The sequence below is a fragment of the Nocardioidaceae bacterium genome (assembly GCA_018672315.1).
In the GTDB taxonomy this organism is placed as follows: Bacteria; Actinomycetota; Actinomycetes; order Propionibacteriales; family Nocardioidaceae; genus TYQ2.
This window is the reverse complement of sequence record CP076053.1, coordinates 266,280-290,565: the sequence shown is the minus strand read 5'-3', so window position 1 is coordinate 290,565 and position 24,286 is coordinate 266,280. Positions and strand designations below refer to the sequence as shown.

Sequence of the window (24,286 nt, the reverse complement as noted above, 5' to 3'; positions counted from 1 at the left end):
ACGCTCCAGACGCTCCAAGCGTCTCCTGCTCCCCGCCCTGGTCATCGGGCTGGTCCCAGCCGGCGTGAGCGTCCCGGCGTCCCAGGCCGCGACGCTGCCTCCGCCGGCGACGATCTCGCAGGCGGTGACCGCGGCCCCGGTGACCGCCCCGGTCACGGCGCGCACCGCCCGGGTGAAGCCGGTGCGGGTCTCGCGCAACGGCACGACCTTCCGCGCGGTCGCCCCGACCACGGACCCGCCCGCGGTCTCGCTGGCGACGTACGCGGTGGCCGATCTCGACACCGGCCGCATCCTGGCCGCGCGGGGCGCGAACGTACGCCGCCAGCCCGCCTCGACCATCAAGCTGCTGACCTCGCTGACCGCCGCCCGGCAGGTCGCCCCGCGACCGCGGCACCGGGTGACGTACGCCGAGGCGCACCCGGAGTTCTGCATCTGCGTGGGGCTGTCGGTGGGCAGGCGCTACTCCCGGGACGCGCTGATGTCCGCGATGCTGCTGCCGAGCGCGAACGACGCCGCGGAGGCGATGGCCGGCTCGGACCGCCGCGGTCGCACCGCGTTCCTCGGTTCCATGAACGCGCTGGCGGGCGAGCTGGGCCTGACCCGGACGCGGGCGATGAACCCGAGCGGGTTGACCGCGTACGGCGCCTCCAGCACCGCACGGGACCTGCTGGTGCTCCTGCGTGCTGCGCAGGCCGACCCGGTGGTGGCGCCCTTCCTCGGGATGGGCTCGGCGCTGTTCGGGCCGCTGCGCAACGAGACCCGCACCATCTACCGCGGCAACGCCTACATCGACCGATTCCGCATCGCCGAGGGCAAGACGGGCTACACCTCCGCGGCGGGCTACAACCTCGTGGTCGCCCACCCGGTGCGGGACGCGGACGGCGACGTGCGCCGCATCGGGGTGGCCGCGCTCGGCGCGCCGAGCCGTGACGCCAACAGCCGCTCGGTCGCCGCCCTGATCCGCTGGGTCGCCGACCACCACGACGTGCTGCGGCCGGTGGGCACGCTCCCGGCGGCACCCGGACCGGTGGTGAGCGCGCAGGCGCGCTGGGTGGCGACGGCGCCGTAGCCCACGAACGGACCGGCGGAGGCATGATGGGTCCGGTGCGACGACCAGCTGCCTTGCTCGCCGGGTGCGCGACCGTGCTCGCCCTCCTCCCCGCAGCCGGTCACGGCGCCACGCGGACCGTCGAGGAGCCACCGGCACGCAGCGTGACGACCGCTGAACCGTCGGCGCGCCAAGCGGGCGTCTCGGCGCGGCAGCGGACGACCCGGCGCACCACCTACCGGGCGCCGCGCTGGCTGACGCCGCCCCGCGTACGCGCCGCAGGCTGGGCCGTGACCGACCTCGACACCGGGCGGCTGCTCGCGGTGCATCGTCCGCGGACCGCTCGACAGCCCGCCTCGACACTGAAGCTCCTGACGGCGCTGACGGCGGTCAGGACGGTGCCGATCGACCCGCCCCACCGCGTGACGCGCACCGAGGCGCGGGCCACGTGCGTGTGCGTGGGGCTCCGGCCCGGCCGTCGGTACGGTCGCGGGTCGCTGCTGGACGCGCTCCTGCTCCCCAGCGCCAACGACGCCGCGCAGGCGCTCGCGGGCGCGCACCCCCGGGGTCGGCGCGGGTTCCTCCGCGCCATGAACCGTCGCGCGTCCTCGCTGGGGCTCACCAGCACCCGGGCGGTCAACCCGCACGGGCTCACCGCACCCGGCAACGGCACCAGCCCGCGCGACCTGCTCGTGCTGCTGCGGGCCGCGCAGTCGACCCGGGGGGTGGAGAAGCACCTGCGGCGTCCCTCCGCGCGGTTCGGCCCGGTCGGCGGTCCGAAGGAGACCATCACGCGCACGAACGCCTACCTCGAGCGGTATCCCCGCGCCCAGGGCAAGACCGGGTTCACCACCGCCGCCGGCTACAACCTGGTGATCGCCGTGCCGCTGCGTACGGGCCCTCGGGAGCAAGGGCGCGTACGCCTCATCGGGGCTGCCACGATGGGTTCACCGACGCGCGAGGCCTCGGTGCGGGCGAATCGGCGGCTCAGCGAGTGGGTGGCCAGGCACCACCGTGCGCTGCGTCCGGTCGGTCGGCTCCCGAAGGCTCCTGGACCTGTGGTCGGCAAGCATGCACGCTGGGTGAGATGACCTCCATCGACGGCCCGGTCGGCGACCGGCTGCACGACCTGACCGCCCTCGAGCTCGGCGCGGCGATCGCCGCGGGCGACGTCGGCGCGCAGGAGGTGTCGGCCCACTTCGCCGATCGCGTCGAGAGGCTCGGCTCGGAGCTCGGGGCCGTCGTCACGCCCACCACGGAGCAGGCGCGGGCTCGCGCAGCCGAGATCGCGCAGGGCGGATCCGCGGGACGCGGACCGCTGCACGGCGTGCCGACGGCGATCAAGGACCTGCACGCCACCGCGGGGGTCGAGACGTCGTTCGGCTCCCCGGCGTTCGCCGGCACGGTGCCCGACCACTCCGACGAGGTCGTGCTGCGGCTGGAGCGCGCCGGGTTGCCGAGCCTGGGCAAGACCTCGACGCCCGAGGTCGGGCTGCCCTGCTACACCGAGCCCGAGGGTCAGCCGCCGGCGGTGACCCCGTACGACACGACGCGCATGGCGGGTGGGTCCTCGGGCGGCGCCGCGGCGGCGGTCGCGGCGGGACTCGTGCCGGTCGCGCTGGGCAGCGACGGTGGCGGCTCGATCCGCATCCCTGCCTCGTGCTGCGGGCTGGTCGGGTTCAAGCCGAGCCGAGGGCGGGTCACCTCGGCGCCGATGCGCGGTGACGGGTCGTCGTTGGCGGCGATCGGCCCGCTGGCACGGACGGTGCGCGACGCGGCCGCCTTCCTCGACGTGATCGCCGGTCCGGCTCTCGGCGACCCGAGCTGGGCACCCGCACCGGCGGTGTCGTTCCTCGAGGCGTGCGAGGAGCTCGAGCGGCGTCCCCGTCGACTGCGCATCGCGCGCTTCGCCACCCCGGTGGTCGCGCAGACCGAGGTGCACCCTGACTGCCTGCACGCGTACGACGACCTCACTCAGGTGCTGGAGCAGCTCGGCCACGAGGTGGTCGAGATCGACGCGCCGCTGGGGGCCGACGCGGTCGCGACCTTCGAGACCGTCTGGGCCGTCGGTGCCGCCTCGGTGCTCACGCTGGTGCCCGAGGACCGTCGTCACCTGCTGCGGCCCCTGACGAGGTGGCTGGCCGAGCGTGGTCAGGCGGTCTCGGGGGTGGAGTACAGCCAGGCCGTGAGCGGGGTGCGTACGCACGCGGCCGCCGCGATCACGGCGCTCGACCCGTTCGACGCGGTGCTGACCCCGACCCTGTCCCAGCCGCCGCTGCCCGTCGGGGCGATCCGCGACGACGCGGACCCCGAGGCCGACTTCGAGGCGCAGAAGCGGTTCACGCCGTGGACGTCGCTGTGGAACGTCTGCGGCCTGCCGGCCGTCTCCCTGCCCGTGCACCGGACCGACGCGGGCCTGCCGGTCGGGGCCATGCTCGCCGGGCGCCCGGCCGACGACGCGGGCCTGTTCGCGCTGGCCGGGCGGGTCGAGCAGGCCTACGCCAACGACGGTCAGGTCTGGAAGGACGTCCACCCACCCTGCTGGTGAGACCGAGCAGCGACGCGCACTAGCGTCACGGCATGACCGCTGACCGCTCCGGTGCCGCACGACTCCCCACGTGGTTGCTCTTGACTGCGGCGGTCGCGGGCGAAGTCGCGGGCACGGCATCCCTGCGACTCTCGGAAGGTCTCACGAGGCCGGTGTTCACGCTCGGTGTCGTGCTTCTCTACGGGGCCAGCATCGCGATCTTCGGACGCGTGCTCGGCCGCGGCATGAGCCTCGGGGTCGCGTACGGGACCATCACCGCCTCGGGCCTGGTGGCCGCGACGCTGTTGAGCGCGGTCGCATTCGACGACCGGCTGAGCGTGGTGCACGTGATCGGCATCCTGGTGCTCGGGACGGGAGCGGTCCTCCTGCAGGTGGATCGCGCATGAGCGGTCAGGGATGGCTCCTCGTCGGCATCGTGCTGCAGTGCGGCGGTCTGGCTGCGCTCAGGGCGTCGGCGGGAATGTCGCGGCGGGCTCTCGCGGTGGGTGCGTACGTCGGGCTCGTGGGGTCCGTCCTGCCCGTGAGCCTCGCGATCGAGGCCGGCATCCCGCTGGCGGTGGCGTACTCGCTGTGGACGGGAGCAGGCATCGCCTTCGCGGCGATCGGCGGTGTCGGCTTCTTCGGCGACCGCCTCAGCCGGCGACAGGTGCTCGGGCTCGCCCTGGTGCTGCTCGGTCTGATCGCGCTGCAGACGGGTTAGTGCGTCGGCTTCACCGGTGCGTACGGCACCTCGATCGGGTCTCCGGGGTGCCGCACGCACCGGTCACGCCCGGGCCCGCGACGCGGACTGCGACTCGAGCATGCGACACGCGTCGAGCAGCCGCCGGCGCAACGGGGCGCCGCGCTCGCTCAAGTCGCGCTGACGCTCGACGTACGCCCGCTTGCCCTCAGGGGTCTCGATGCGCACGGGGGAGTGGCCGAGGTCGGCCAGGTCGTACGGCGACGCCTCCATGTCGAGCACCCGGATCTCGCGGGCCAGCTCGAAGCAGTCCGCCACCAGATCGCTGGAGACCAGCGGCCAGAGCCGGAAGGCGTGCTTGTAGAGGTCCATGCCGGCGTGCAGGCAGCCCGGCTGCTCGTACGCCTCCCGGTCCTCGGCCCGGGGCAAGTGCCGGTTGCGGGGCACGGCCGGCTCGGTGAAGAAGCGGAACGCGTCGAAGTGCGTGCAGGTCAGCTGGTGGGACTCCACGACCTCGTCGGTGCCGTCGTGGCCCAGCCGCAGCGGCCACGCCTCGTGCCGCTGCTGCCCGGGGAGGGTGCGGTAGACCATCGCCCACTCGTGCAGGCCCAGGCACCCCAGCTGCGCCGGTCGCGACGCGGTCGCGGCGAGCAGACGCCGCAGCGTCGTCACGAGCACCTCACGGCGTCCCAGCAGTCCGGGGTCGACGACGCACCAGCCGTCGACCAGCACGTGGTGCTTCGGCACCGGGCCGTCAACGCTGTGATCCCACTCCAAGGCGACGTCCCACCCCGGCGCCCACGTCCGCAGCTGCGCGGGGCGGTGTGCGTAGTAGTCGAAGAGGAAGTCCATCACCGGGTGCTTCTCGCCGCGACGGCGCCGCTCGAGGTGGGGCTCGAGCCAGACGTCGACGCGCGCCTCGTGGGCGGCGCGGCGCGTACGCCACTCCTCGCGCGGGAGCCTGGTGGGCGCAGGCGGGCGGTCGAGAGGCACCCCGTCAGCGTAGGTAGGCTCGGCCAGGTGCGTATCGCCAGGTTCACCGCAGGTGAGGAGCCCCTCTACGGCATCGTCGAGGGCGAGGTCGACGAGCACGGCCAGCCCGACGAGGACTCCCAGGTCATCGGTCTCGCAGGAGACCCGCTGCACGTCGGGTTCCACCCGTCGGGGGAGACGTTCCGGCTCTCGGGGGTGAAGCTCCTGGCGCCGGTGATCCCGCGCAGCAAGGTCGTCGCGATCGGCAAGAACTACGCCGACCATGCGGCCGAGATGGGTGGCGAGGCGCCGAGCGAGCCGTTGATGTTCCTCAAGCCGAACACCGCCGTGGTGGGCCCCGGCGACCCGATCTTCTACCCGCGTCAGTCGCAGCAGGTCGACTACGAGGGCGAGCTGGCCGTCGTCATCGGTCGCATCTGCCGCGACGTGCCCGCCGAGCGGGCGGCCGACGTGATCTTCGGCTACACGATCGCCAACGACGTGACGGCTCGCGACCTGCAGAAGAGCGACGGACAGTGGTCGCGTGCCAAGGGCTTCGACTCGTTCTGCCCGATCGGACCGTGGATCCAGACCGAGCTCGACATCTCCGACGCACGCATCCAGACCTACCTCGAGGGCGACCTCGTGCAGGACGGCACCACCGCCGACCTGATCCACGACGTGCCGAGCCTGATCGCGTACGTCTCCTCGGTGATGACGCTGCTGCCCGGCGACCTGATCCTCACCGGCACCCCCGCGGGTGTCGGCCCCATGAACGTCGGTGACGAGGTCGAGGTCTCGATCGCCGGCATCGGCTCCCTGACCAACAAGGTGACCTCCCGTGACTGACCCTGCTCCCGTCTCCGGCACGGACGTCCGCGTCCGCTTCTGCCCGAGCCCCACCGGCAGCCCGCACGTCGGTCTGGCGCGCACGGCGCTGTTCAACTGGGCCTTCGCCCGCCACCACGGCGGCACGTTCGTCTTCCGCATCGAGGACACCGACGCCTCGCGCGACTCCCAGGAGTCCTACAACACGCTGCTCGAGGTCATGCGGTGGCTGGGGCTCGACTGGGACGAGGGCCCCGAGGTCGGCGGCCCGCACGGTCCCTACCGTCAGAGCGAGCGCATGGACACCTACGCCGACGTCGCGGCGAAGCTGCACGAGGCGGGCAGGGCGTACCACTGCTACTGCTCGACCGAGGAGCTCGACGCCCGCAACGCGCAGGCTCGCGCTGAGGGACGGGCGCCGGGGTACGACGGTCACTGCCGTGACCTGACCGCCGACGAGGTGGCGACGTACGAGGCGGACGGCCGCAAGCCCGTGCTGCGCTTCAAGATGCCCGAGGTCGACACCACGTTCGACGACCTCGTCCGCGGCGAGATCACCTTCGGTGCCGACAACGTGCCCGACTACGCGCTCGTACGCGCCAACGGTCACCCGCTCTACACGCTGGTGAACCCGGTCGACGACGCCCTGATGGGCATCACGCACGTGCTGCGCGGCGAGGACCTGCTGAGCTCCACCCCGCGGCAGATCGCGCTGCACCACGCGCTGCGCGAGATCGGCGTGGTCGACGGGCCTCTGCCCGCGTTCGGTCACCTCCCGTACGTCATGGGGCAGGGCAACAAGAAGCTCTCCAAGCGTGACCCTGAGGCCTCGCTGCTGGGCTACCGCGACGTGGGCTTCCTGCCCGAGGGGCTGCTCAACTACCTCGCGCTCCTCGGCTGGTCGATCAGCGAGGACCGTGACGTCTTCACCCTCGCCGAGATGGTCGAGGCGTTCGAGATCTCGCGCGTGAACCCGAACCCGGCCCGCTTCGACATCAAGAAGTGCGAGGCCATCAACGGCGACCACGTACGCATGCTCAGCGCCGACGACCTCGCCGACCGGCTGGTGCCGGTGCTGGCTGACGGCGGGGTGCTGCCGTCCGAGCCCAGCGGGGCGCAGCGCGAGACCTTGGCGACGGCGGTGCCGCTGGTGCAGGAGCGCATGGGCAAGCTGACCGAGGCGGTCGACATGCTCGGGTTCCTGTTCGTCACCGACGACGACTTCACGGTCGACGCGACGGATGCGGCGAAGCTGCTCGATGAGAACGGTCGCGAGGTGGCGGGCGCCGCCCACGACGCGCTGGAGTCGCTGTCCGAGTGGACGACGCCCGCGATCGAGGAGGCGCTGCGCACGGCGCTCATCGAGGAGCGCGGGCTCAAGCCGCGCGTCGCGTTCGGCCCGGTGCGGTGTGCCGTGACCGGCCGCCGCGTCTCGCCGCCACTGTTCGAGTCGCTCGAGCTGCTCGGTCGCGAGTCAAGCCTGCGTCGTTTGGCCTCGGCCCGCTAGGGGCCTGTGGTGGGCTGGAGGCGTGGCCACCACGTCCCCAGCCCCTGACGCCGACTTCACCCAGCTGCTGCGCGGGCCGTCGTACGCGTGGTGGAAGCCTGTGCTCGCGATCCCGCTCGTCGCGGTGTTCATGCTCGTCGTCAGCCTCGTGGCGCTGCTCGTGGGCGCGGCGTTCGACCCGCGCGGCTTCGTCGAGGCCTTCAGCGACTACGGCAGCAGCTCACCGACGGTCACGCCGTCGTTCCTGCTCGCCCTGAACCTCTCGCTCGCGGCCGGCATCCCGGCGGCGTGGTTCTGCGTACGCGTCGTCCACGGTCTCGCGATCGGCTTCGCCAGCTCGGTCGTGGGACGCATCCGGTGGCGGCTGCTCGGCTGGTACACCGGCGCCGCGGCTCTGACGTTGCTGGTGACGCTGGGCGCGAGCTTCCTGCTGCCCGAGGAGGTCATGAGCAGTGGAGGGGCAGGCGGTGAGGTCGCCGGCAGCACAGCAGGCTCGACCCTGGCCTTCGTGCTCGTGCTGCTGCTGAGCACCCCGCTGCAGGCCGCGGGGGAGGAGTACATCTTCCGCGGCTACCTAATGCAGGCACTCGGCGCGTTGGGCCGCAGCAGCTGGTTCGCGGTGCTCGTGACGGCCGCCGCCTTCGCCGCGGTGCACGGACAGCAGAACCTGCCGCTGCTGGCCGACCGGTTCGCCTTCGGGATCGTCGCCGGCATCACCGTCGTGGTCACCGGCGGGCTCGAGGCCGCGCTGGCGATGCACGTGCTGAACAACCTCCTGGCGCTGGGCCTGGCGCTGGTCACCGGTGAGCTGGGCAGCGCGCTGACGGTCTCGGAGGTCTCCTGGTGGAACCTCCCGATCACGCTCGTGCAGTCGCTGGTCTTCCTGGCGCTGGTCGTACGCATCACCCGCGCCCAGGACGTCGCCGCGCGGACACCCCGGATTGGCCGGGCCGAGGCACGCCCTGTAGAGTCAACCCTCGGTTGAGGGGCTGAAGCCCAGCAGCCGGACACCCTTGGGGTATGGGGTAATTGGCAGCCCGACTGGTTCTGGTCCAGTTAGTCTAGGTTCGAGTCCTAGTACCCCAGCGAATGCTCCGAGGAGCTCGTGCACTAGCGTGTGCGACACGCTCGAGGAGCACTCGGGCCCCCGTTGTGTAGTGGCCTAGCACGCCGCCCTCTCAAGGCGGTAGCGCCGGTTCGAATCCGGTCGGGGGTACAGATCCGAATTGTGGGCCTGACCAGCGGGGACGCTGTTCGGGCCCTCAGTCGTTTCTGGCCCAGATGGGGGAGTTGGACGTTGAACCGCCCTGGGTCTGATGGCGGCTCTGGTCATTTGATCCCCACCAGGTGCCCCGACGTGATCGCGAGCAGGCTCCGCGCCGGCGCCGGCGCCGAGCCGTGCCGGCGCGACCGACCTCGGCGATCGTGACACGCCTGACGCGAAGGGCGGCTGCCTGGCCGCACCGCGCTCTTCGGTAAGTCGGGAACAGGACGAGGAGCCGGTACGTCCGGGTGACCACGGCGGCATCGCGGAGATCACCGACAGCGTGACCGGCGGTTGTCGGCAGTGGTTCGGTTTGCGGCACATCCCGGCGCAGCCTGATATCGTTAGATATCAGATGGAGAGGTGGGTCCAGATGGCCGACGTGTTGGTCCGTGACATTCCCGACGAGGTCCTGGCCGGTGTGGATGCCCACGCCGCGCGCCTGGGTCTCTCGCGCGCGCAGTACATCCGTCGTCGGCTGACGGCCGACGCCAGCGTCTCCAGCGACGGCGTCTCGCGCGATGATCTGAAGACCTTTTCCGACACCTTCGCTGACCTGGTCGACCCCGAGGTCATGGCTGCGGCGTGGCGTTGACCCACTGGCTCATCGACAAGTCCGCCCTGGTGAGACTTGGCGAGAGTCCTGATGCGGACGAGTGGGCCAACCGGATCGGTCGCGGGCTCGTCAGGATCACGACGGTGACGCGCCTCGAGATCGGCTTCTCGGCGCGGAACGCCGCTCAAGCTCGCACGGCGTTCAGCACCCCGCCTCTGTCAGCCATGCCCGTGGAGTACCTGACGCCGGCGATCGAGGATCGTGCGCTCGAGGTGCAACACCTGCTCGCCGCCCGAAGCCAACATCGCGCCCCGTCGATTCCCGACCTCCTCATCGCGGCAACAGCTGAGCTCGCTGGCCTCGCTGTTCTGCACCTCGACAAGGACTTCGACCTCGTCGCCCAGATCACTGGTCAACCTTGCGAACGGCTCCGAGGCTGATCCGATCGTCGGACAGTCCCTCATCGACGCCCGTGCGATGACTCTGCGGTCGAGCGATGACGAGGCCGAGGCGCTGCCTCGACGTGCGCAGCTGGATTCGCGCTCGATGCAGGAGGTCGCTAGGCGGGCGGTGCGTGAGTACGTCGAGGCGCACAGTCGGGCGGAGCTGCTGGACCGGGTCCTGGATGAGGAGCTGCCACGGTACGCCGAGGCGCTGGAGCGGCTCGGTCGGTGATCCACCCGAGCCTGTCCGAGCTGCTGCACGTGGCGGCCCGGGCGATCGGCCCCGGTTTGGAGGTCCGGGATGTCGGGTTGTCGGAGTCGGCGCTCGCGCGGCCGCGCGCGACGGCGTTCGGTGAGGACGCGTACGCCTCTCTGGAGGACCTGGCGGCTGCGCTGCTGCACTCGCTGGCCCGGAATCATGGCGTGGTCGACGACAGCAAGCGGCTGGCACTGTCGGGCACGATCGCGTTCCTCGGAGTCAGTGGCGTGCGCCTGACCCTGACCATGGGCGTCGCGCTCATCGTCGGCGCCCAAGGTCAGAACATGGCGCCGGTAGCTTGCTGACCGAGGTGTCCGCGGCGACGGATGCCCGCGGGTCGGAGTCTCAAAATGACCCGCTGAGATGTATCCGATCGGATACCATGCGCTCATGGGTCACGACAGCCTGATCGCACGCGCAAGGATCGATGCGGGCCTTTCGCAGGGGGAGTTGGCTGACCTGGCGGGCACGTCGCGTCCGACGGTGTCGGCCTACGAGCGTGGGCGGAAGTCTCCGACGTTGGAGACGGCGTCGCGCATCATCGCTGCAGCAGGTCACGAGTTCGATGTGAGTCCGGTGATCGAGTTCGAGCGCGTGCCGGTCGGTCGCGGACGCGACGTGTGGGTGCCGACCGCCTTACCGAGGTTGCCGGTGCGTCGAGCGATGGGGACGGTGGTGCTGCCACTGCACCTGAACTGGTCAGATGGCGGCCGAACCTACGACCTCCGTGACCGTCGTCAGCGCGCTCGGGTGTACGAGGTCGTCCTGCGTGAGGGTGTCCCGCACGACGTGCTCAGCTACGTGGACGGCGCGTTGCTAATCGATCTGTGGGAAGAGCTCGCCATTCCTCGGTCGGTGCGGGCCGCCTGGGACCCGGTCGTCACGAACGCAACCGCCAGCGACTCCCGCGGTGGACGATCTCGTGCAAACAGCGAGCAAGTCGCGTGAGCGACGAGTCAGGTGGCCTCGGGTCTGGTGGACCGCCCGACCGCGGACCTGGACCTGTTCGCCACCGGCATCGAGTCGGTCACTGCGGCGAGGGACGACTTCGTGCGGGAGCTGAGATCGCGTGGCATGGAGGTGCAGCTGATCCATGACGGTCCGACGTGCTGCCGGATGGTGGTCCTTCGTGCGGAGGAGGGCACCCTGATCGACCTCGCTGTCAACTCATCTCCGCTCGCACGGCCCACCCTCACGGTTCTGGGTCCCACTCCGGCGCCGCTCGAGCTCGCCGGGCGGAAGCTCCTGGCCCTCTTCGATCGCGCCGAGGCGCGCGACTTCGCAGATGTCTACCTCCTGGTCCGAGACCTGGGCCGAGCAGCTCGATCAACCGGGACTTTCGCGGTCTGAGAGTTGAAAATTGGACACGGATTGGACGCAGGAGGTCCGCTGTCGGTCGTCTGCGACCAACGGTCACCAACACTCGAAACTGGGTCTGACCAGCACGTTCATCGCCACCCGTCACTGACCGTCATCCTCCGTCGACCCCTCGAACGGCCTCTCAAGGCGGTAGCGCCGCAGTGCAAGCCCGCTGTTCAGGCCCTTCTGTCGTTCTCGAGGGCTTCCCTGCGAGAGGGTCACGCTCCGCCGGTGATCGGCAGCTCCTCGACGCCCGCGCGGCGGCGTACGAGGTCCTGGCCGGTCTCGTACGCATCGTCGCGCTCGTGCGCCAGCACCCCGACCACGGTGTCCCCGGCCAGGTACCAGACCGCGAAGGCGCCCTCCGCATCCGACCCTCCCTCGTCCACGCGCACGTCGTCCCAGCCGTCGCCCCACGCCGAGTACTTCAGGGTGTGGTCCCCGATCTCGCTCCAGAAGCCCGGCGCCTGGTCCCACGTGACCGTGCGTCCCGCCGCCGTCGCTCCCGCGACCTCGCCCTGGGTCATCGCGTCGCCCCAGTGCTCGACGGCCACACGACGTCCGGCGGCGTCGTTGTGCGCCAGGGCCACATCACCCGCGGCCAGCACCCGCGGGTGGCTCGTGCGCATCGCGGAGTCGACGACGACCATGCCGTCCTCACAGGTGAGCCCCGCGTCCTCGGCCAGCGCGGCGGCCGGCTGCACCCCGGCCGCGACGAGGACGACGTCGCCACGGTGCGTCGCGCCGTCCTCGGTGCGCACCGAGGTGGCATCCGGGAACTCCGTCACAGCGCGGCCCAGCTCGAGCCGCACGCCGGCGCCGCTGAGCCAGTCCGCGATCCTGCCGGCGGCGTACGACCCCAGCCGCTTCTCCTGCGGGGTGGACTCGTCGCTGACCAGCGTGACCTCGAGACCCAGGTGGGCCAGCGACGCTGCCGCCTCGCAGCCGATGAAGCCCGAGCCGACCACGACGGCACTGCGGCGACCCTCGGCGGCGACCGCCGCGCGGAGATCCTCGCCCTGACGTCGGGAGCGCAGCAGGAACAGTCCCGGATCCTCACCACCCGGGACCGGGAGCGGGACCGGGTCGCTGCCGGTGGCCAGCACGGCGACGTCGAAGCGCAGGTCGAGGCCTTGCCCCGTGGCACGTCCACCGTCCGGGTCGATCGCCTCCACACGGGTTCCGAGCCTCAGATCGATGCCCTGGTCACGGTAGAACGACGCGTCCTCCAGCTGGGTCTCCTCGGGCGCGGTCTCGCCACGCAGGTGGTCCTTGCTCAGCGGCGGTCGCGCGTACGGCGGGTGCTCGTCGGCGGACACCAGGTGCACGGGTCCACCGCCGCCGGCGTCGCGGTAGGCCCGGGCCGCCTCCAGGGCGGCGGGGCCGCCTCCCACGACGAGCAGCCCGTACGTCTCGCGCTCGTCCGCGTCGTCCTGCGTGCGTGTCGAGTCCTGTGTCATGACGGGCCCGTACCCATCGAGCGTGACCGGCGATCGGGGACCTCACCCGCCGACACAGTTGAATCTGAATCCGGATTCACCTTAAGCTCCGCGACATGGAGATCCAGGGAACTGTCGCCGTCGTCACCGGTGCCGCCGGCGGCATCGGCGCCGCCATCGCCCAGCGCCTGCTGGAGCACGGCGGCAGTGTCGTGGTCACCGACCTCGACGGAGCGCGGTTGGACGCGAGCGTCGCCGCGCTCGAGGCGTACGCGGACGGGCGCGTGGCCGGCCTCGCGGGTGACTGCAGCGACGAGAGCCACATCCGGGCGTCGATCGAGCTCGCGCAGGAGCGCTTCGGGCCCGTCGACCTGTACGTCGCCAACGCCGGCGTCGGCCTCGGCCAGGGTCTCGAGGCGCCCGACGAGGACTGGGAGACCGCCCTGGGCGTCAACGTCATGGCCCACGTCCGCGCCGCCCGCCTGCTGGTGCCCGGCTGGGTCGAGCGGGGCCGCGGCTACTTCCTGAGCACCGCCTCGGCGGCCGGCCTGCTCACGCAGATCGGCTCGCCGACGTACTCGGTCAGCAAGCACGCGGCCGTCGCCTTCGCCGAGTGGCTGCGGGTCACGTACGCCCACCGCGGCGTCACGGTGAGCTGCCTGTGCCCCATGGGCGTGAACACCGACCTGCTGACCGGCGGCTCGGACTCCGCTGACGACAACGCCCGCCGCAGCGCCCGGGCGGTCACCGACGCGGGTGACGTGCTCGAGCCGCTCGACGTGGCCGACGTCGTCGTCGAGGCCCTGGGCGAGGAGCGCTTCCTCGTGCTGCCCCACCCCGAGGTGCTCGAGTTCTTCCGCCGCAAGGCCGGCGACTACGACCGCTGGCTCGCCGGCATGGCGCGCTACCAGGACTCGCTCGGCTGACGCCGAGCTCCCACACCCCCGGCACGACCGACGTACAGGAGACACCAGATGGACTTCGCCCCCAGCGCCCGTTCCGTGGAGTACCAGGAGAAGCTCCAGGACTTCATGGACGCCCACGTCTACCCGGCCGAAGCGACCTACCACCAGCAGATGGCGGAGTCGGGCAACCCGAACCACCACCCCGCGGTGCTCGAGGAGCTCAAGGCCGAGGCGAAGAGCCGCGGCCTGTGGAACCTGTTCCACCCCCACGAGAACGCCGAGTGGGGCTCGCCGGGCCTGTCGAACCTCGACTACGCCCCGCTCGCCGAGATCACCGGTCGCAGCCCCGAGCTCGCCCCCGAGGCGATCAACTGCAACGCCCCCGACACCGGCAACATGGAGGTGCTCCAGCTCTTCGGCACCGACGAGCACAAGCAGAAGTGGCTCAAGCCGCTGCTCGCCGGTGAGATCGCCTCCGCCTTCTGCATGACCGAGCCCGACGTCGCCAGCTCCGACGCCACCAACGTGCAGCTGCGCATGACCCCCGACGGCGACGACTACGTGCTCAACGGGCGCAAGTGGTGGGCGTCGAACGCGCTGCACGCCAACTGCCGTGTGCTCATCGTGATGGGCAAGACCGATCCTCAAGCCCCCACCCACCGCCAGCAGTCGATGATGGTCGTGCCGATCGACACCCCGGGCATCACCATCGTGCGCGGTCTGCCGGTCTTCGGCTACCAGGACCGTGAGGGCCACGCCGAGGTGCTGTTCGAGGACGTACGCGTGCCGCGCACCGCCCTGCTCGCCGGCGAGGGCGACGGGTTCACGATCGCCCAGTCCCGCCTCGGCCCCGGCCGCATCCACCACTGCATGCGCACCATCGGCATGGCCGAGCGCGCCCTCGACCTGATGATCGAGCGCTCGCAGCGGCGCACCACCTTCGGCAAGCCGGTCGCCGACAACGCCAACATCCAGGACTGGATCGCCGAGGCGCGCATCGACATCGAGATGATCCGCCTGCTCACGATGAAGACGGCCTGGCTGATGGACACCGTCGGCAACAAGCAGGCGCGTACGGAGATCGCCGCCATCAAGGTGGCCGCACCGCAGATCGCGCTGAAGATCATCGACCGCGCGATCCAGGTGCACGGCGGGGGCGGCGTCAGCGACGACTTCCCGCTCGCCAGCTTCTACGCCCACCTGCGCACGCTGCGTCTCGCGGACGGACCGGACGAGGTGCACAAGCGCACCATCGCGCGCGGCGAGCTGCGCCGCATCGACCCGCAGTGGAAGAAGAAGTGAGGGGGCTGAGCGGGTCATGAGAGGCACCGACCTCACCGACCGCGTCGCGATCGTCACCGGCGCCTCGCGCGGCATCGGGCTCGCCACCGCCGAGGCGCTGCACGAGGCCGGCGCCCACGTCGTGCTCACCTCGCGGTCGCAGGAGTCCGCCGACGAGGCCGCCGCCTCGGTGGGGGAGCGGGCGGTGGGAATCGCCGCCCACGCGGCCGACGACGACGCGTCCCGCGCCTGTGTCGCGCAGGTGATGGAGCGCTTCGGCCGCATCGACGTGCTGGTCAACAACGCCGGCACCAACCCGGCGTACGGGCCGCTCATGGGTCAGGACCACGCCCGCGTCGCCAAGACAATGGACGTCAACCTCTGGGCACCCCTGCGCTGGACCCAGCTCGTCGTCGAGGCGTGGATGGGCGAGCACGGCGGCTCGGTCGTCAACAACGCGTCGCTCGGCGCGTACGCCGTCGACCCCGACCTCGCGGTCTACCACGCCTCGAAGGCGGCGCTCGTGCACCTGACGCGGCACCTGACCGTCGAGCTCGGGCCCGGCGTACGCGTCAACGCGGTCGCCCCCGGGGTCGTGCGCACCCGCCTGGCCGAGGCGCTCTGGCGCGACCACGAGGCCGCGGTGGCGGGGCGTACGCCGCTGGGCCGCATCGGCGAGCCCAACGACGTCGCCTCGGCGATCCTCTTCCTCGCCTCCGACGCCGCGGCGTGGATCACCGGCGAGACGCTCGTCATCGACGGTGGCCAGCTGATCGGTCGGCAGTCGGGGGAGGACTCCTGAGCACGACCGACTCGGGCGCGGCACCGACCACGGCGCGAGGGGCTCGTACGCGCTCGTCCCTCGTCGCGGCCGCACGCACCGTGTTCGAGCGCGACGGGTACCTCGCGGCGCGACTGGTCGACATCGCCGCCGAGGCCGGTGTCGCGACGGGCACGTTCTACACCTGGTTCGCCGGCAAGGAAGAGGTCTTCGCGGCGGTGCTCGACGCCGCCCGCGAGGACATGCTGCACCCGGGGGAGGCCCACGTCGAGGACACCGACGACCCCGTCGCGGTGATCGAGGCGAGCACTCGGGCCTACCTCGAGGCCTACCGTCGCAACGCACGGCTCATGGTGCTGCAGGAGCAGGTCGCGACCATCGATGCCGACTTCCGCGCACAGCGGCTGGAGCGTGGCGACGCCTTCATCCGGCGCAACGCCCGGAGCATCGAGCGCCTGCAACGACGCGGGCTGGCCGATGCGCGGCTGGACCCGGTGATGACCGCGACGGCGCTGTCCAGCATGGTCAGCCGGCTCGCCTACTCGGCCTTCGGCCTCGGCGCCGACTGGACCGTCGACCAGCTGGTCGAGACGTGCACGCTGCTGTGGGCAAACGCGCTCGGCCTGGATCGGGGCTGATTCTTTACCCGCGACCTGGTCTGAACCGCGGTGCGCAACCCTTTGCGCTCTCTAGTTTCGGAGGGCCGGACCACCGCTGCGAGCTCCGTCCTCGACGTCAGCAGGGTGTCCGCCCAGGACGAGACACCGCGAGGGAGCAGATGGACGCCGAGAGCAGCCGCCACCGCTCCTGGTGGCGCTTCCTCCCCCGCGGCGGCGGGCTACCGCCCGAGGTGTGGGCGGCACGGCACCGCGGGATCTCGGTCTTCGCGTGGCTGCACGTGCCGGTGTGCTCGCTCATCATGTCGCTGGAGGGGATCGCCGACCCGGTCGCGACCGCAGGTCTGGTGACCACGGCGCTGCTGGCCCTGGCCGGCTCGTTCGGCTCCCAGCAGACACGCGCCACCGCGGTGACCGGGAGTCTGCTGGTGAGCACCGCGCTGCTCATCCATCTCTTCAACGGCCTGATCGAGGTGCACTTCCATTTCTTCGTCGTCATCGCGGTGGTCGCGATGTACCAGTCGTGGACGCCGTACCTCGTCGGACTCGGGTACGTGCTCGCCCACCACGCGATCATGGGTCTCTGGATGCCGGAGATGGTCTACAACCACCCCCTCGCCATCGAGCACCCGCTGCTCTTCGCCGGCATCCACGGCGGGTTCGTGCTCGCCGAGGCCGTGGCGTGCCTGACGTACTGGAAGGTCAACGAGAACGCCCTCGACGCCGAACGCAGGTCGCTGCGTGACGCCGAGGCGGCCCGCGCGGGTCTCGAGGAGGCCAACGGGCAGGTCGCCGACCTGCTCGCGATGATGTCGCACGACCTGCGTACGCCGGTCGCGATCGTCTCCGGCTACGGAGACATGCTGCTGGACTCGTGGGAGGAGATCGACGAGGACTCCCGCCGCTCGTTCGTCGACAAGATGACGACAGCCGGACGCACGCTGGACCAGATGCTCTCCGAGACGCTCACCCTCGCCGCCCTCGACACCGACGGGTTCGCGCCGACGCCCACCGCGGTGGAGATGCCCGCGCTGGTGCGGGAGATCGTCGAGTCGACGCTTCCCGACGACGCGGATTCCATCGAGCTGGCACTCTCGCCCAGCACGGCGTACGTCGACCGCGGTCAGTTGCGACAGATCGTCGCGAACCTGCTGACCAACGCGGTCAAGTACGGGGCACTCCCGCTGGAGGTCTCCGTGGCACCCGCCGGCACCCTGGTCGAGCTGCGCGTGTGCGACTCCGGACCAGGCGTGCCGACCGAGTTCGTGCCCCAGCTCTTCGAGCGCTGGTCACGCGCCGACCAGGCACGCTCCAGCAGCGTCCGCGGGACCGGGCTCGGCCTCCACATCGTGCGTGAGCTGACGCTCGGCAACGGTGGGGACGTGCGCTACGAGGTGACCGCGTCCGGCGGCGCGTGCTTCGTCGTGACGCTGCCCGCGGCCAACCACACCTTCGGAGTGCCCGACCCCAGGCAGCGGTCGACCGCCGCCGGGCCCGCGTCTCAGCCCTCGGCGCCTGCGGCGTCGAAGAGCCCTTCGATCGAGAGGTAGCGCTCGCCGGTGTCGTAGCAGAACGCCAGCACCGTCGCGCCGTCCTCGAGGTCGGGGAGCTTCTGCGCCACCGCGGCGAGCGTCGCGCCCGAGGACGGGCCGACGAGGATGCCCTCGGTGCGGGCGAGGCGCTGCACGTAGCCGAACGCGTCCTCCTCGCTGACCTGGATGGTGCCGTCGAGGGTGTCGGTGTGCAGGTTGGCCGGGACGAAGCCCGCGCCGATGCCCTGCAGCTTGTGCGGGCCGGGGTCGCCGCCGGAGATGACCGGCGACTTCGCGGGCTCCACGGCGTACGTCTTCAGGTCCGGGAAGCTCTCCTTCAGCGCCTCGGAGGCACCCGTGATGTGCCCGCCGGTGCCGACGCCGGTGATCATGTAGTCGATGCCGTCGGGGAAGTCCGCGGCGATCTCCTTGGCGGTGGTGCGCTTGTGCACCTCGACGTTCGCGGGGTTCTCGAACTGCTGGGGCATCCAGGCGCCGTCACGCTCGGCGATGAGCTGCTCGGCCTTCGCGATCGCGCCCTTCATGCCCTCCTCCTTGGGCGTGAGCTCGAGCTTCGCGCCGTACGCCGCCATCAGCTTGCGTCGCTCGATCGACATCGACTCGGGCATCACGAGGGTGATCGGGTAGCCCTTGACGGCCGAGGCCATCGCCAGGCCGATGCCGGTGTTGCCGCTGGTCGGCTCGACGATCTCGCCGCCGGGCTTCAACCGCCCGTCGGCCTCCGCGGCCTCGATCATCGCCAACCCGATGCGGTCCTTGATGGATCCACCCGGGTTCTGCCGCTCGAGCTTGAGCCAGACGTCCACGCGGTCGCCGAAGAGCCGGCTGAGCTTCACGTGGGGGGTGTCGCCGATGGTCTCGAGGATGCTGTCGAACTTCACTGCGGTCTCCTGCTTCGTCTCGCTGCTGAGCGCTTCGGTGCGGCTCCCTCGGAGTCGTACCCGGGGGACTAGATGTGGAACTCCAGTGGCGGTCCGCTTTCTTCCCCGCCGGCACCCGAGCCGCTGCGGGATCGCCGCTTGTCGACGCCCGCGCTCGTCGCCACGAAGGACCCGGCCGGGACGCTACGGGTGAGCCACACGTTGCCGCCGATGCGCGAGCCGGCGCCGATGACGGTGTCGCCGCCGAGGATCGTGGCTCCGGAGTAGACGACGACGTCGTCCTCCACGGTGGGGTGCCGCTTCTCCGAGTGCATCGACTTCTCGACCACGAGGGCACCGAGGGTGACGCCCTGGTAGATGCGTACGCGGTCGCCGATCACGCACGTCTCCCCGATGACGACGCCGGTTCCGTGGTCGATCGCGAAGCGCGCTCCGATGCGTGCGCCCGGATGGATGTCGATGCCGGTGGCGCGATGGGCGATCTCGCCGAGCAGCCGGGGCAGCACGGGGACGCCCTCGCCGTAGAGGTGGTGGGCCAACCGGTGCACGGCGGTCGCGAAGAAGCCCGGATAGCTGAGGATCACCTCGTCGACTCCCTCGGCCGCGGGGTCGCCGGCCGCCGTCTGCTCGGCGTCGAGCAGCAGCGCGCTGCGGATGTCGGGCAGGGCGTCCAGCACCCCCGCCACGAGGTCACGCGGCTCGTGGTCCAGACCCGGCAGCGCCAGGGCCTCCTCGAGCAGGTCGACGAGCACACGGACGTCGGCGTCGACCTCACCCGCCCGGCAGCCCGCGTCCCGGGTGTAGTGGGGGAACAGCAGCGCGAGGTAGGCGTGGAGCACGCGTTCGGCCACGTCCGGCAGCTGCGTGGGCAGCGCGTACGCCGCGCGATCGGCGCAGATGCGCTGCACCAGGTCGTCGGAGAGCCGCAGTGTCGCCGCGGCCTTGTCACCGGAGTCGGAAGCGGAGTCGTTCACGGCTGCGACGGTACGCCGAGCCCGTCATGCCCCCCGAGCCCCCGACCCTGCCGCGTCCGATTCCCGCCAGCCGCTCTGGCGTGGAGACGTCAGGATGGTCGCGTGAGCACCGAGGCAGGCACGAGCGAGGACCCGCGCTACCGCGCCGTCCTCGGTCGTGACGCCCGCTTCGACGGCGTCTTCTGGACCGGGGTGCACTCCACCGGCATCTACTGCCGACCCTCGTGCCCGGCTCGCACGCCGCGTCCCGACGGCGTGAGCTTCCACCCCACCGCGGCCGCCGCGCAGGAGGCCGGCTTCCGCGCCTGCCGCCGGTGCCGACCGGACGCCGTCCCGGGGTCTCCCGCGTGGGACGTGGCGGGGGACGTGGCGGGGCGGGCCGTACGCCTCGTCAACGACGGCGTGGTCGACCGCGACGGCGTCGAAGGCCTGGCCGAGCGGCTCGGCTACTCGAGCAGACATCTCGGCCGGGTGCTGACCGAGCGGCTAGGAGCAGGCCCCCTGCAACTCGCGCGGGCCCGTCGCGCGCACACGGCCCGGCTGCTGCTCGAGACCACCGACCTGCCGGTCACGGACGTGGCGTACGCGGCCGGGTTCGGAAGTGTCCGGCAGTTCAACGAGACCGTGCGGGCGGCGTACGACGCCACCCCCGGTGAGCTGCGAGCGCGACGGCCGCGAGGAGCGGGCGGCGAGGTCACGGGCGACGTGCCCGAGCTGCGTCTCGATCTCCCGGTGCGGCTGCCGTTCGCCGCGCACGAGCTGTGGGTCTTCCTCGCGGCCCACCTGGTCGAGGACGTCGAGGACGCCGGACCCGGCTGGTACGCGCGCACCCTGCGTCTGCCCCAGGGTCCGGGCCTGGTGCGGCTCGAGCTCGACGACGCCGATCGCACGGGGCGGGTGTCGTGCCGGCTGCGGCTGAGCGACCTGCGCGACCTCGGACCGGCGCTGGAGCGCGTACGCCGCATCCTGGACGCCGACGCCGACCCCGTCCGCATCGACGCCGATCTCGGCGGTGACCCGCTGCTCGCACCGCTCGTCGCGGCGGCCCCGGGCCGCCGGCTGCCCGGCAGCCCCGACGGCGACGAGGCGGCCGTCCGCACGGTGCTCGGCCAGCAGGTCTCCATGGCCGGCGCGATCACGCTGGCGGGACGGCTCACCGCGGCGTACGGCGAACCCGGACTGCCCACGCCGGACGGACCCGACCGGCTCTTCCCCTCAGCGGCCGCGCTCGCCGCCGCGGACCCGGAGAGCTTCCCCATGGTCAAGGCCCGGGCCCGGGCGCTCGTAGGCCTGTGCGAGGCCCTCGCGGCGGGCGAGGTCGCCCTCGACCGCAGCCGACCCCGCGAGGAGGTGCGCGAGAGCCTCCTCGCGCTGCGGGGCATCGGGCCCTGGACGGCCGACTACGTCGCGATGCGAGCACTCGGTGACCCGGACGTGTTCCTGCCGGGCGACCTCGCGGTCAAGAAGGTGCTGGCGTCCCTCGGTGAGGACCCGGCGGCCGCCGCGCGACGGGTCGAGACCTGGCGGCCGTGGCGCTCGTACGCCGTGATGCAGCTGTGGGGCACCCTCGACCTCGCGCCCGCCTCCCACGCCACTGCTGCCCGTCCGACCACTGCCGCCCGCCCGACCACCGCCCGGCCCCGACCCCAGGAGAACCCGTGAGCACCCGCACCGTCGACAGCCCGATCGGACCGCTGCGCCTGGAGGTCAGCGACGCCCGCCTCAACGCGGTGGTCTTCGTCGACGCCGATGCCCCGGTCGTCGGCGACAGCTCGAGCAGTCCCGCCGACGAGCAGGTGCTCGGGCTCGCGGCCACGCAGCTGGCGGAGTACTTCGCGGGGGAGCGCCGCGACTTCGACCTCCCGCTGACCGTGCTGGCCGGCACGACCTTCCAGCACCAGGTGTGGGGGCACCTGCGTCGCATCGCGTACGGCGAGACATCCTCGTACGGACGGCTCGCAGGTGCGCTCGGGCTCACGGGGCACGGCTCCCGCGCCGTCGGTGGGGCAAACGGCCGCAACCCGCTCCCGGTGGTCGTGCCCTGCCACCGGGTGATCGGGGCCGACGGGAGCATCACGGGGTACGCCGGCGGCGTCGCTCGCAAGCAGTGGCTGCTCGCTCACGAGCGGGGGGAGGCCCCGGCGCCGCTGGGGTGACCGAGATCCGCTGCCGGCGGCGCGGCTCCGGCTGCGGCTACTCGCCCGAGCGTCGCAGCGAGTCGGCGAGCCGCTCGGCCGCGGCGAGCACGGCGGGGGCGTGCATCCGACCGGGCTGCCGGGTCAGCCGCTCCAGGGGGCCCGAGACCGAGACGGCGGCGACGACCTTGCCGCCGCCGGAGCGTACGGGGGCCGACACCGAGGCGACGCCCGCCTCGCGCTCGCCGATGGACTGGGCCCAGCCGCGGCGCCGGATGCCTGCGAGGGCGGCGGCGGTGAAGGCGGCGTTGGACAGGCCGCGCTGGATCCGCTCGGGGTCGTCCCAGGCCAGGAGCACCTGTGCGGCCGAGCCGGCGCGCATGGAGATCTGCGACCCGACCGGGATGGTGTCGCGCAGGCCGCTGGGACGCTCGGCGGCCGCGACGCAGACACGGACGTCACCCTGCCGTCGCCACAGCTGGGCGGACTCGCCGGTGATGTCGCGCAGCCGGGCCAGCACCGGGTTCGCGGCCGCGAGCAGCCGGTCCTCGCCGGCGGCCGCGGCGAGCTCCGGCACCCGCGGTCCGAGGATGAACCGACCCTGGACGTCACGGGCGACCAGGCGGTGGTGCTCGAGGGCCACGGCCAGCCGGTGCGCGGTCGGCCGGGCCAGTCCGGTGCTGGAGACCAGGGCCGCGAGCGTGCAGGGTCCGGACTCCAACGCCGTCAGCACGAGGGCGGCTTTGTCGAGCACCCCGACTCCGCTAGAGTTGTCCATAACCTGATATTGCCGTCTCAGGTCCTGAGATGCAAGGCCTGCTCGGCACAGATCCGAACTCATCCCGGAGGTTCACGTGGGACGCACGCTGGTCGACAAGGTATGGGACGAGCACGTCGTCCGCAGCGCCGAGGGACAGCCCGACCTGCTCTACATCGACCTGCACCTCGTGCACGAGGTCACCTCGCCGCAGGCCTTCGACGGGCTGCGCCTCGCCGGGCGCACGGTGCGTCGTCCCGACCTCACGATCGCGACCGAGGACCACAACGTCCCGACGCTGGACCTCGACAAGCCGATCGCCGACCCGGTCTCGCGTACGCAGGTCGAGACGCTGCGCCGCAACTGCGAGGAGTTCGGCGTCCGGCTGCACCCGCTCGGTGACACCGAGCAGGGCATCGTGCACGTCGTCGGCCCGCAGCTCGGCCTGACCCAGCCCGGCATGACGATCGTGTGCGGTGACTCCCACACCGCGACGCACGGCGCCTTCGGCTCCATCGCCTTCGGCATCGGCACCTCCGAGGTCGAGCACGTGCTCGCCACCCAGACGCTGATGCAGTCGCGGCCCAAGACGATGGCCGTGACCGTGAACGGCTCGCTGCCCGAGGGCGTCACCTCCAAGGACCTCGTGCTGACCCTCATCACCCAGACCGGCACCGGTGGCGGTCAGGGCTACATCGTGGAGTACCGCGGTCCGGCCATCGAGGAGCTCTCGATGGAGGCCCGCATGACGATCTGCAACATGTCGATCGAGTGGGGCGCGAAGGCCGGTCTCATCGCGCCCGACCAGACGACCTTCGACTACCTGGCCGACAAGCCCGAGGCGCCGAAGGGCGCGGAGTGGGATGCGGCGGTGGAGTACTGGAAGACCCTGCGCACCGACGACGACGCGAGCTTCGACGAGGAGATCGTGCTCGACGCCTCGACGATGACGCCGTTCGTCACCTGGGGTACCAACCCCGGCCAGGGCGTCCCGCTCGGCGGGGCGGTGCCCGACCCGCAGTCCTTCGAGGACTCCGACGAGCGCTTCGCCGCCGAGAAGGCGTTGGAGTACATGGCGCTCGAGGCCGGCACGCCGATGCGCGAGGTCAAGGTCGACACCGTCTTCGTCGGCTCGTGCACCAACGGTCGCATCGAGGACCTCCGCCTCGCCGCCGAGGTGATCAAGGGACGCAAGGTCGCCGCCGACACCCGGCTGCTCGTGGTGCCGGGCTCGGTGCGCGTACGCCTCCAGGCGATGGAGGAGGGTCTGGACAAGGTCTTCATCGAGGCCGGCGCGGAGTGGCGCGGTGCAGGTTGCTCGATGTGCCTGGGCATGAACCCCGACCAGCTCACCCCCGGTGAGCGCAGCGCCTCCACGTCGAACCGCAACTTCGAGGGCCGCCAGGGCAAGGGTGGGCGTACGCACCTCGTCTCGGTGCCCGTCGCCGCCGCCACCGCCGTGCGCGGCACCCTGTCGTCCCCCGCGGACCTGGACTGAGA

The 24,286-nt window shown here is 71.7% G+C and carries 27 protein-coding genes and 2 tRNA genes; 24 read left to right on the top strand and 5 right to left on the bottom strand.

Translation table 11 applies throughout. The features are described 5' to 3' along the window. Window positions 1–64 precede the first annotated feature (64 nt). Genes KLP28_01425 through KLP28_01405 form a run of 5 tightly spaced genes read left to right on the top strand, consistent with a single transcriptional unit; the run spans window position 65 to window position 4,296 of the window. Window positions 65–1,069 carry a hypothetical protein gene (locus tag KLP28_01425; GenBank protein ID QWC85473.1) on the top strand — a complete coding sequence of 335 codons (1,005 nt, stop codon included), beginning with the start codon at window positions 65–67 and terminating at the stop codon, window positions 1,067–1,069. 35 nt (window positions 1,070–1,104) lie between these two features. After that, window positions 1,105–2,139, top strand: coding sequence for a hypothetical protein (locus tag KLP28_01420; protein ID QWC85472.1), 1,035 nt, complete (start codon window positions 1,105–1,107; stop codon window positions 2,137–2,139). Beyond that, a complete protein-coding gene (locus KLP28_01415; GenBank protein ID QWC85471.1) occupies window positions 2,136–3,596 on the top strand; it encodes an amidase in 1,461 nt (486 codons plus the stop codon). The genes KLP28_01420 and KLP28_01415 overlap by 4 nt, the downstream gene beginning before the upstream one ends. Before the next feature lie 32 nt (window positions 3,597–3,628). After that, window positions 3,629–3,982 carry a QacE family quaternary ammonium compound efflux SMR transporter gene (locus KLP28_01410; protein ID QWC85470.1) on the top strand — a complete coding sequence of 118 codons (354 nt, stop codon included), beginning with the start codon at window positions 3,629–3,631 and terminating at the stop codon, window positions 3,980–3,982. Next, window positions 3,979–4,296 (top strand): hypothetical protein, encoded by a 318-nt coding sequence (locus KLP28_01405; GenBank protein ID QWC85469.1) that lies wholly within the window; start codon window positions 3,979–3,981, stop codon window positions 4,294–4,296. Before KLP28_01410 ends, KLP28_01405 begins: the two co-directional genes overlap by 4 nt. Before the next feature lie 63 nt (window positions 4,297–4,359). On the opposite strand, the gene KLP28_01400 is transcribed toward KLP28_01405, so the two are convergent. Continuing rightward, complete coding sequence (locus KLP28_01400) at window positions 4,360–5,268, bottom strand: 3-methyladenine DNA glycosylase (GenBank protein QWC85468.1); 909 nt, start codon at window positions 5,266–5,268, stop codon at window positions 4,360–4,362. Between the two features lie 27 nt (window positions 5,269–5,295). Between KLP28_01400 and KLP28_01395 the strand changes: the two genes are divergently transcribed. From KLP28_01395 to KLP28_01345, 11 genes are all read left to right on the top strand, one after another. Continuing rightward, window positions 5,296–6,096: a fumarylacetoacetate hydrolase family protein gene (locus KLP28_01395; protein ID QWC85467.1), complete on the top strand. Its 801-nt coding sequence runs from the start codon at window positions 5,296–5,298 to the stop codon at window positions 6,094–6,096. Next, window positions 6,089–7,582, top strand: a complete 1,494-nt coding sequence (locus tag KLP28_01390; GenBank protein QWC85466.1) for a glutamate--tRNA ligase — start codon at window positions 6,089–6,091, stop codon at window positions 7,580–7,582. The genes KLP28_01395 and KLP28_01390 overlap by 8 nt, the downstream gene beginning before the upstream one ends. Window positions 7,583–7,604: 22 nt before the next feature. Next, window positions 7,605–8,567 (top strand): CPBP family intramembrane metalloprotease, encoded by a 963-nt coding sequence (locus tag KLP28_01385; protein QWC85465.1) that lies wholly within the window; start codon window positions 7,605–7,607, stop codon window positions 8,565–8,567. 29 nt (window positions 8,568–8,596) lie between these two features. Further along, window positions 8,597–8,668: transfer RNA gene (locus KLP28_01380), tRNA-Gln, on the top strand. Window positions 8,669–8,725: 57 nt separating this feature from the next. Next, window positions 8,726–8,798: transfer RNA gene (locus KLP28_01375), tRNA-Glu, on the top strand. Between the two features lie 421 nt (window positions 8,799–9,219). Then, window positions 9,220–9,441 (top strand): antitoxin, encoded by a 222-nt coding sequence (locus KLP28_01370; protein QWC85464.1) that lies wholly within the window; start codon window positions 9,220–9,222, stop codon window positions 9,439–9,441. After that, window positions 9,432–9,842, top strand: coding sequence for a PIN domain nuclease (locus tag KLP28_01365; protein QWC85463.1), 411 nt, complete (start codon window positions 9,432–9,434; stop codon window positions 9,840–9,842). The genes KLP28_01370 and KLP28_01365 overlap by 10 nt, the downstream gene beginning before the upstream one ends. A gap of 37 nt (window positions 9,843–9,879) precedes the next feature. Beyond that, a complete protein-coding gene (locus KLP28_01360; GenBank protein ID QWC85462.1) occupies window positions 9,880–10,077 on the top strand; it encodes a hypothetical protein in 198 nt (65 codons plus the stop codon). Continuing rightward, window positions 10,074–10,409, top strand: a complete 336-nt coding sequence (locus KLP28_01355) for a hypothetical protein (protein ID QWC85461.1) — start codon at window positions 10,074–10,076, stop codon at window positions 10,407–10,409. The genes KLP28_01360 and KLP28_01355 overlap by 4 nt, the downstream gene beginning before the upstream one ends. 85 nt (window positions 10,410–10,494) lie before the next feature. Continuing rightward, window positions 10,495–11,052: a helix-turn-helix domain-containing protein gene (locus tag KLP28_01350; GenBank protein ID QWC85460.1), complete on the top strand. Its 558-nt coding sequence runs from the start codon at window positions 10,495–10,497 to the stop codon at window positions 11,050–11,052. 27 nt (window positions 11,053–11,079) lie between these two features. Beyond that, the gene (locus tag KLP28_01345) at window positions 11,080–11,454 is read left to right on the top strand and encodes a hypothetical protein (GenBank protein QWC85459.1); all 375 of its coding nucleotides are present in this window, start codon (window positions 11,080–11,082) and stop codon (window positions 11,452–11,454) included. Between the two features lie 227 nt (window positions 11,455–11,681). On the opposite strand, the gene KLP28_01340 is transcribed toward KLP28_01345, so the two are convergent. After that, window positions 11,682–12,923, bottom strand: a complete 1,242-nt coding sequence (locus KLP28_01340) for an NAD(P)/FAD-dependent oxidoreductase (GenBank protein ID QWC85458.1) — start codon at window positions 12,921–12,923, stop codon at window positions 11,682–11,684. Between the two features lie 95 nt (window positions 12,924–13,018). Between KLP28_01340 and KLP28_01335 the strand changes: the two genes are divergently transcribed. The 5 genes from KLP28_01335 to KLP28_01315 all read left to right on the top strand — a co-directional run bounded on the left by KLP28_01335 (window position 13,019) and on the right by KLP28_01315 (window position 18,036). After that, a complete protein-coding gene (locus KLP28_01335; GenBank protein QWC85457.1) occupies window positions 13,019–13,828 on the top strand; it encodes an SDR family oxidoreductase in 810 nt (269 codons plus the stop codon). Between the two features lie 48 nt (window positions 13,829–13,876). Beyond that, the gene (locus KLP28_01330) at window positions 13,877–15,109 is read left to right on the top strand and encodes an acyl-CoA dehydrogenase family protein (GenBank protein QWC85456.1); all 1,233 of its coding nucleotides are present in this window, start codon (window positions 13,877–13,879) and stop codon (window positions 15,107–15,109) included. Window positions 15,110–15,125: 16 nt separating this feature from the next. Further along, window positions 15,126–15,890, top strand: coding sequence for an SDR family oxidoreductase (locus tag KLP28_01325; protein QWC85455.1), 765 nt, complete (start codon window positions 15,126–15,128; stop codon window positions 15,888–15,890). Then, window positions 15,887–16,507: a TetR/AcrR family transcriptional regulator gene (locus KLP28_01320; GenBank protein QWC86724.1), complete on the top strand. Its 621-nt coding sequence runs from the start codon at window positions 15,887–15,889 to the stop codon at window positions 16,505–16,507. Before KLP28_01325 ends, KLP28_01320 begins: the two co-directional genes overlap by 4 nt. Window positions 16,508–16,647: 140 nt before the next feature. Further along, window positions 16,648–18,036, top strand: a complete 1,389-nt coding sequence (locus tag KLP28_01315; protein ID QWC85454.1) for a HAMP domain-containing histidine kinase — start codon at window positions 16,648–16,650, stop codon at window positions 18,034–18,036. Here the strand turns inward: KLP28_01315 and cysK are convergent. Together cysK and KLP28_01305 are read right to left on the bottom strand one after the other, a co-directional pair. Beyond that, window positions 17,988–18,920 carry a cysteine synthase A gene (gene cysK, locus KLP28_01310; protein QWC85453.1) on the bottom strand — a complete coding sequence of 311 codons (933 nt, stop codon included), beginning with the start codon at window positions 18,918–18,920 and terminating at the stop codon, window positions 17,988–17,990. The two genes, KLP28_01315 and cysK, sit on opposite strands and share 49 nt — an antisense overlap. 68 nt (window positions 18,921–18,988) lie before the next feature. Next, on the bottom strand, window positions 18,989–19,426 hold the full coding sequence (locus KLP28_01305; GenBank protein ID QWC85452.1) for a serine acetyltransferase: 438 nt from the start codon (window positions 19,424–19,426) through the stop codon (window positions 18,989–18,991). On the opposite strand from KLP28_01305, the gene KLP28_01300 reads away from it, so the two are divergent. Beyond that, window positions 19,394–21,556: a helix-turn-helix domain-containing protein gene (locus tag KLP28_01300; GenBank protein QWC85451.1), complete on the top strand. Its 2,163-nt coding sequence runs from the start codon at window positions 19,394–19,396 to the stop codon at window positions 21,554–21,556. The genes KLP28_01305 and KLP28_01300 overlap by 33 nt on opposite strands. After that, window positions 21,553–22,050, top strand: coding sequence for a methylated-DNA--[protein]-cysteine S-methyltransferase (locus KLP28_01295; GenBank protein ID QWC85450.1), 498 nt, complete (start codon window positions 21,553–21,555; stop codon window positions 22,048–22,050). Before KLP28_01300 ends, KLP28_01295 begins: the two co-directional genes overlap by 4 nt. A 37-nt stretch (window positions 22,051–22,087) precedes the next feature. On the opposite strand, the gene KLP28_01290 is transcribed toward KLP28_01295, so the two are convergent. Further along, a complete protein-coding gene (locus KLP28_01290) occupies window positions 22,088–22,807 on the bottom strand; it encodes an IclR family transcriptional regulator (protein ID QWC85449.1) in 720 nt (239 codons plus the stop codon). Window positions 22,808–22,883: 76 nt separating this feature from the next. On the opposite strand from KLP28_01290, the gene leuC reads away from it, so the two are divergent. Further along, entirely contained in the window at window positions 22,884–24,284 is a 1,401-nt protein-coding gene (gene leuC, locus KLP28_01285; protein ID QWC85448.1) for a 3-isopropylmalate dehydratase large subunit, read from the top strand. Window positions 24,285–24,286 lie beyond the last annotated feature (2 nt).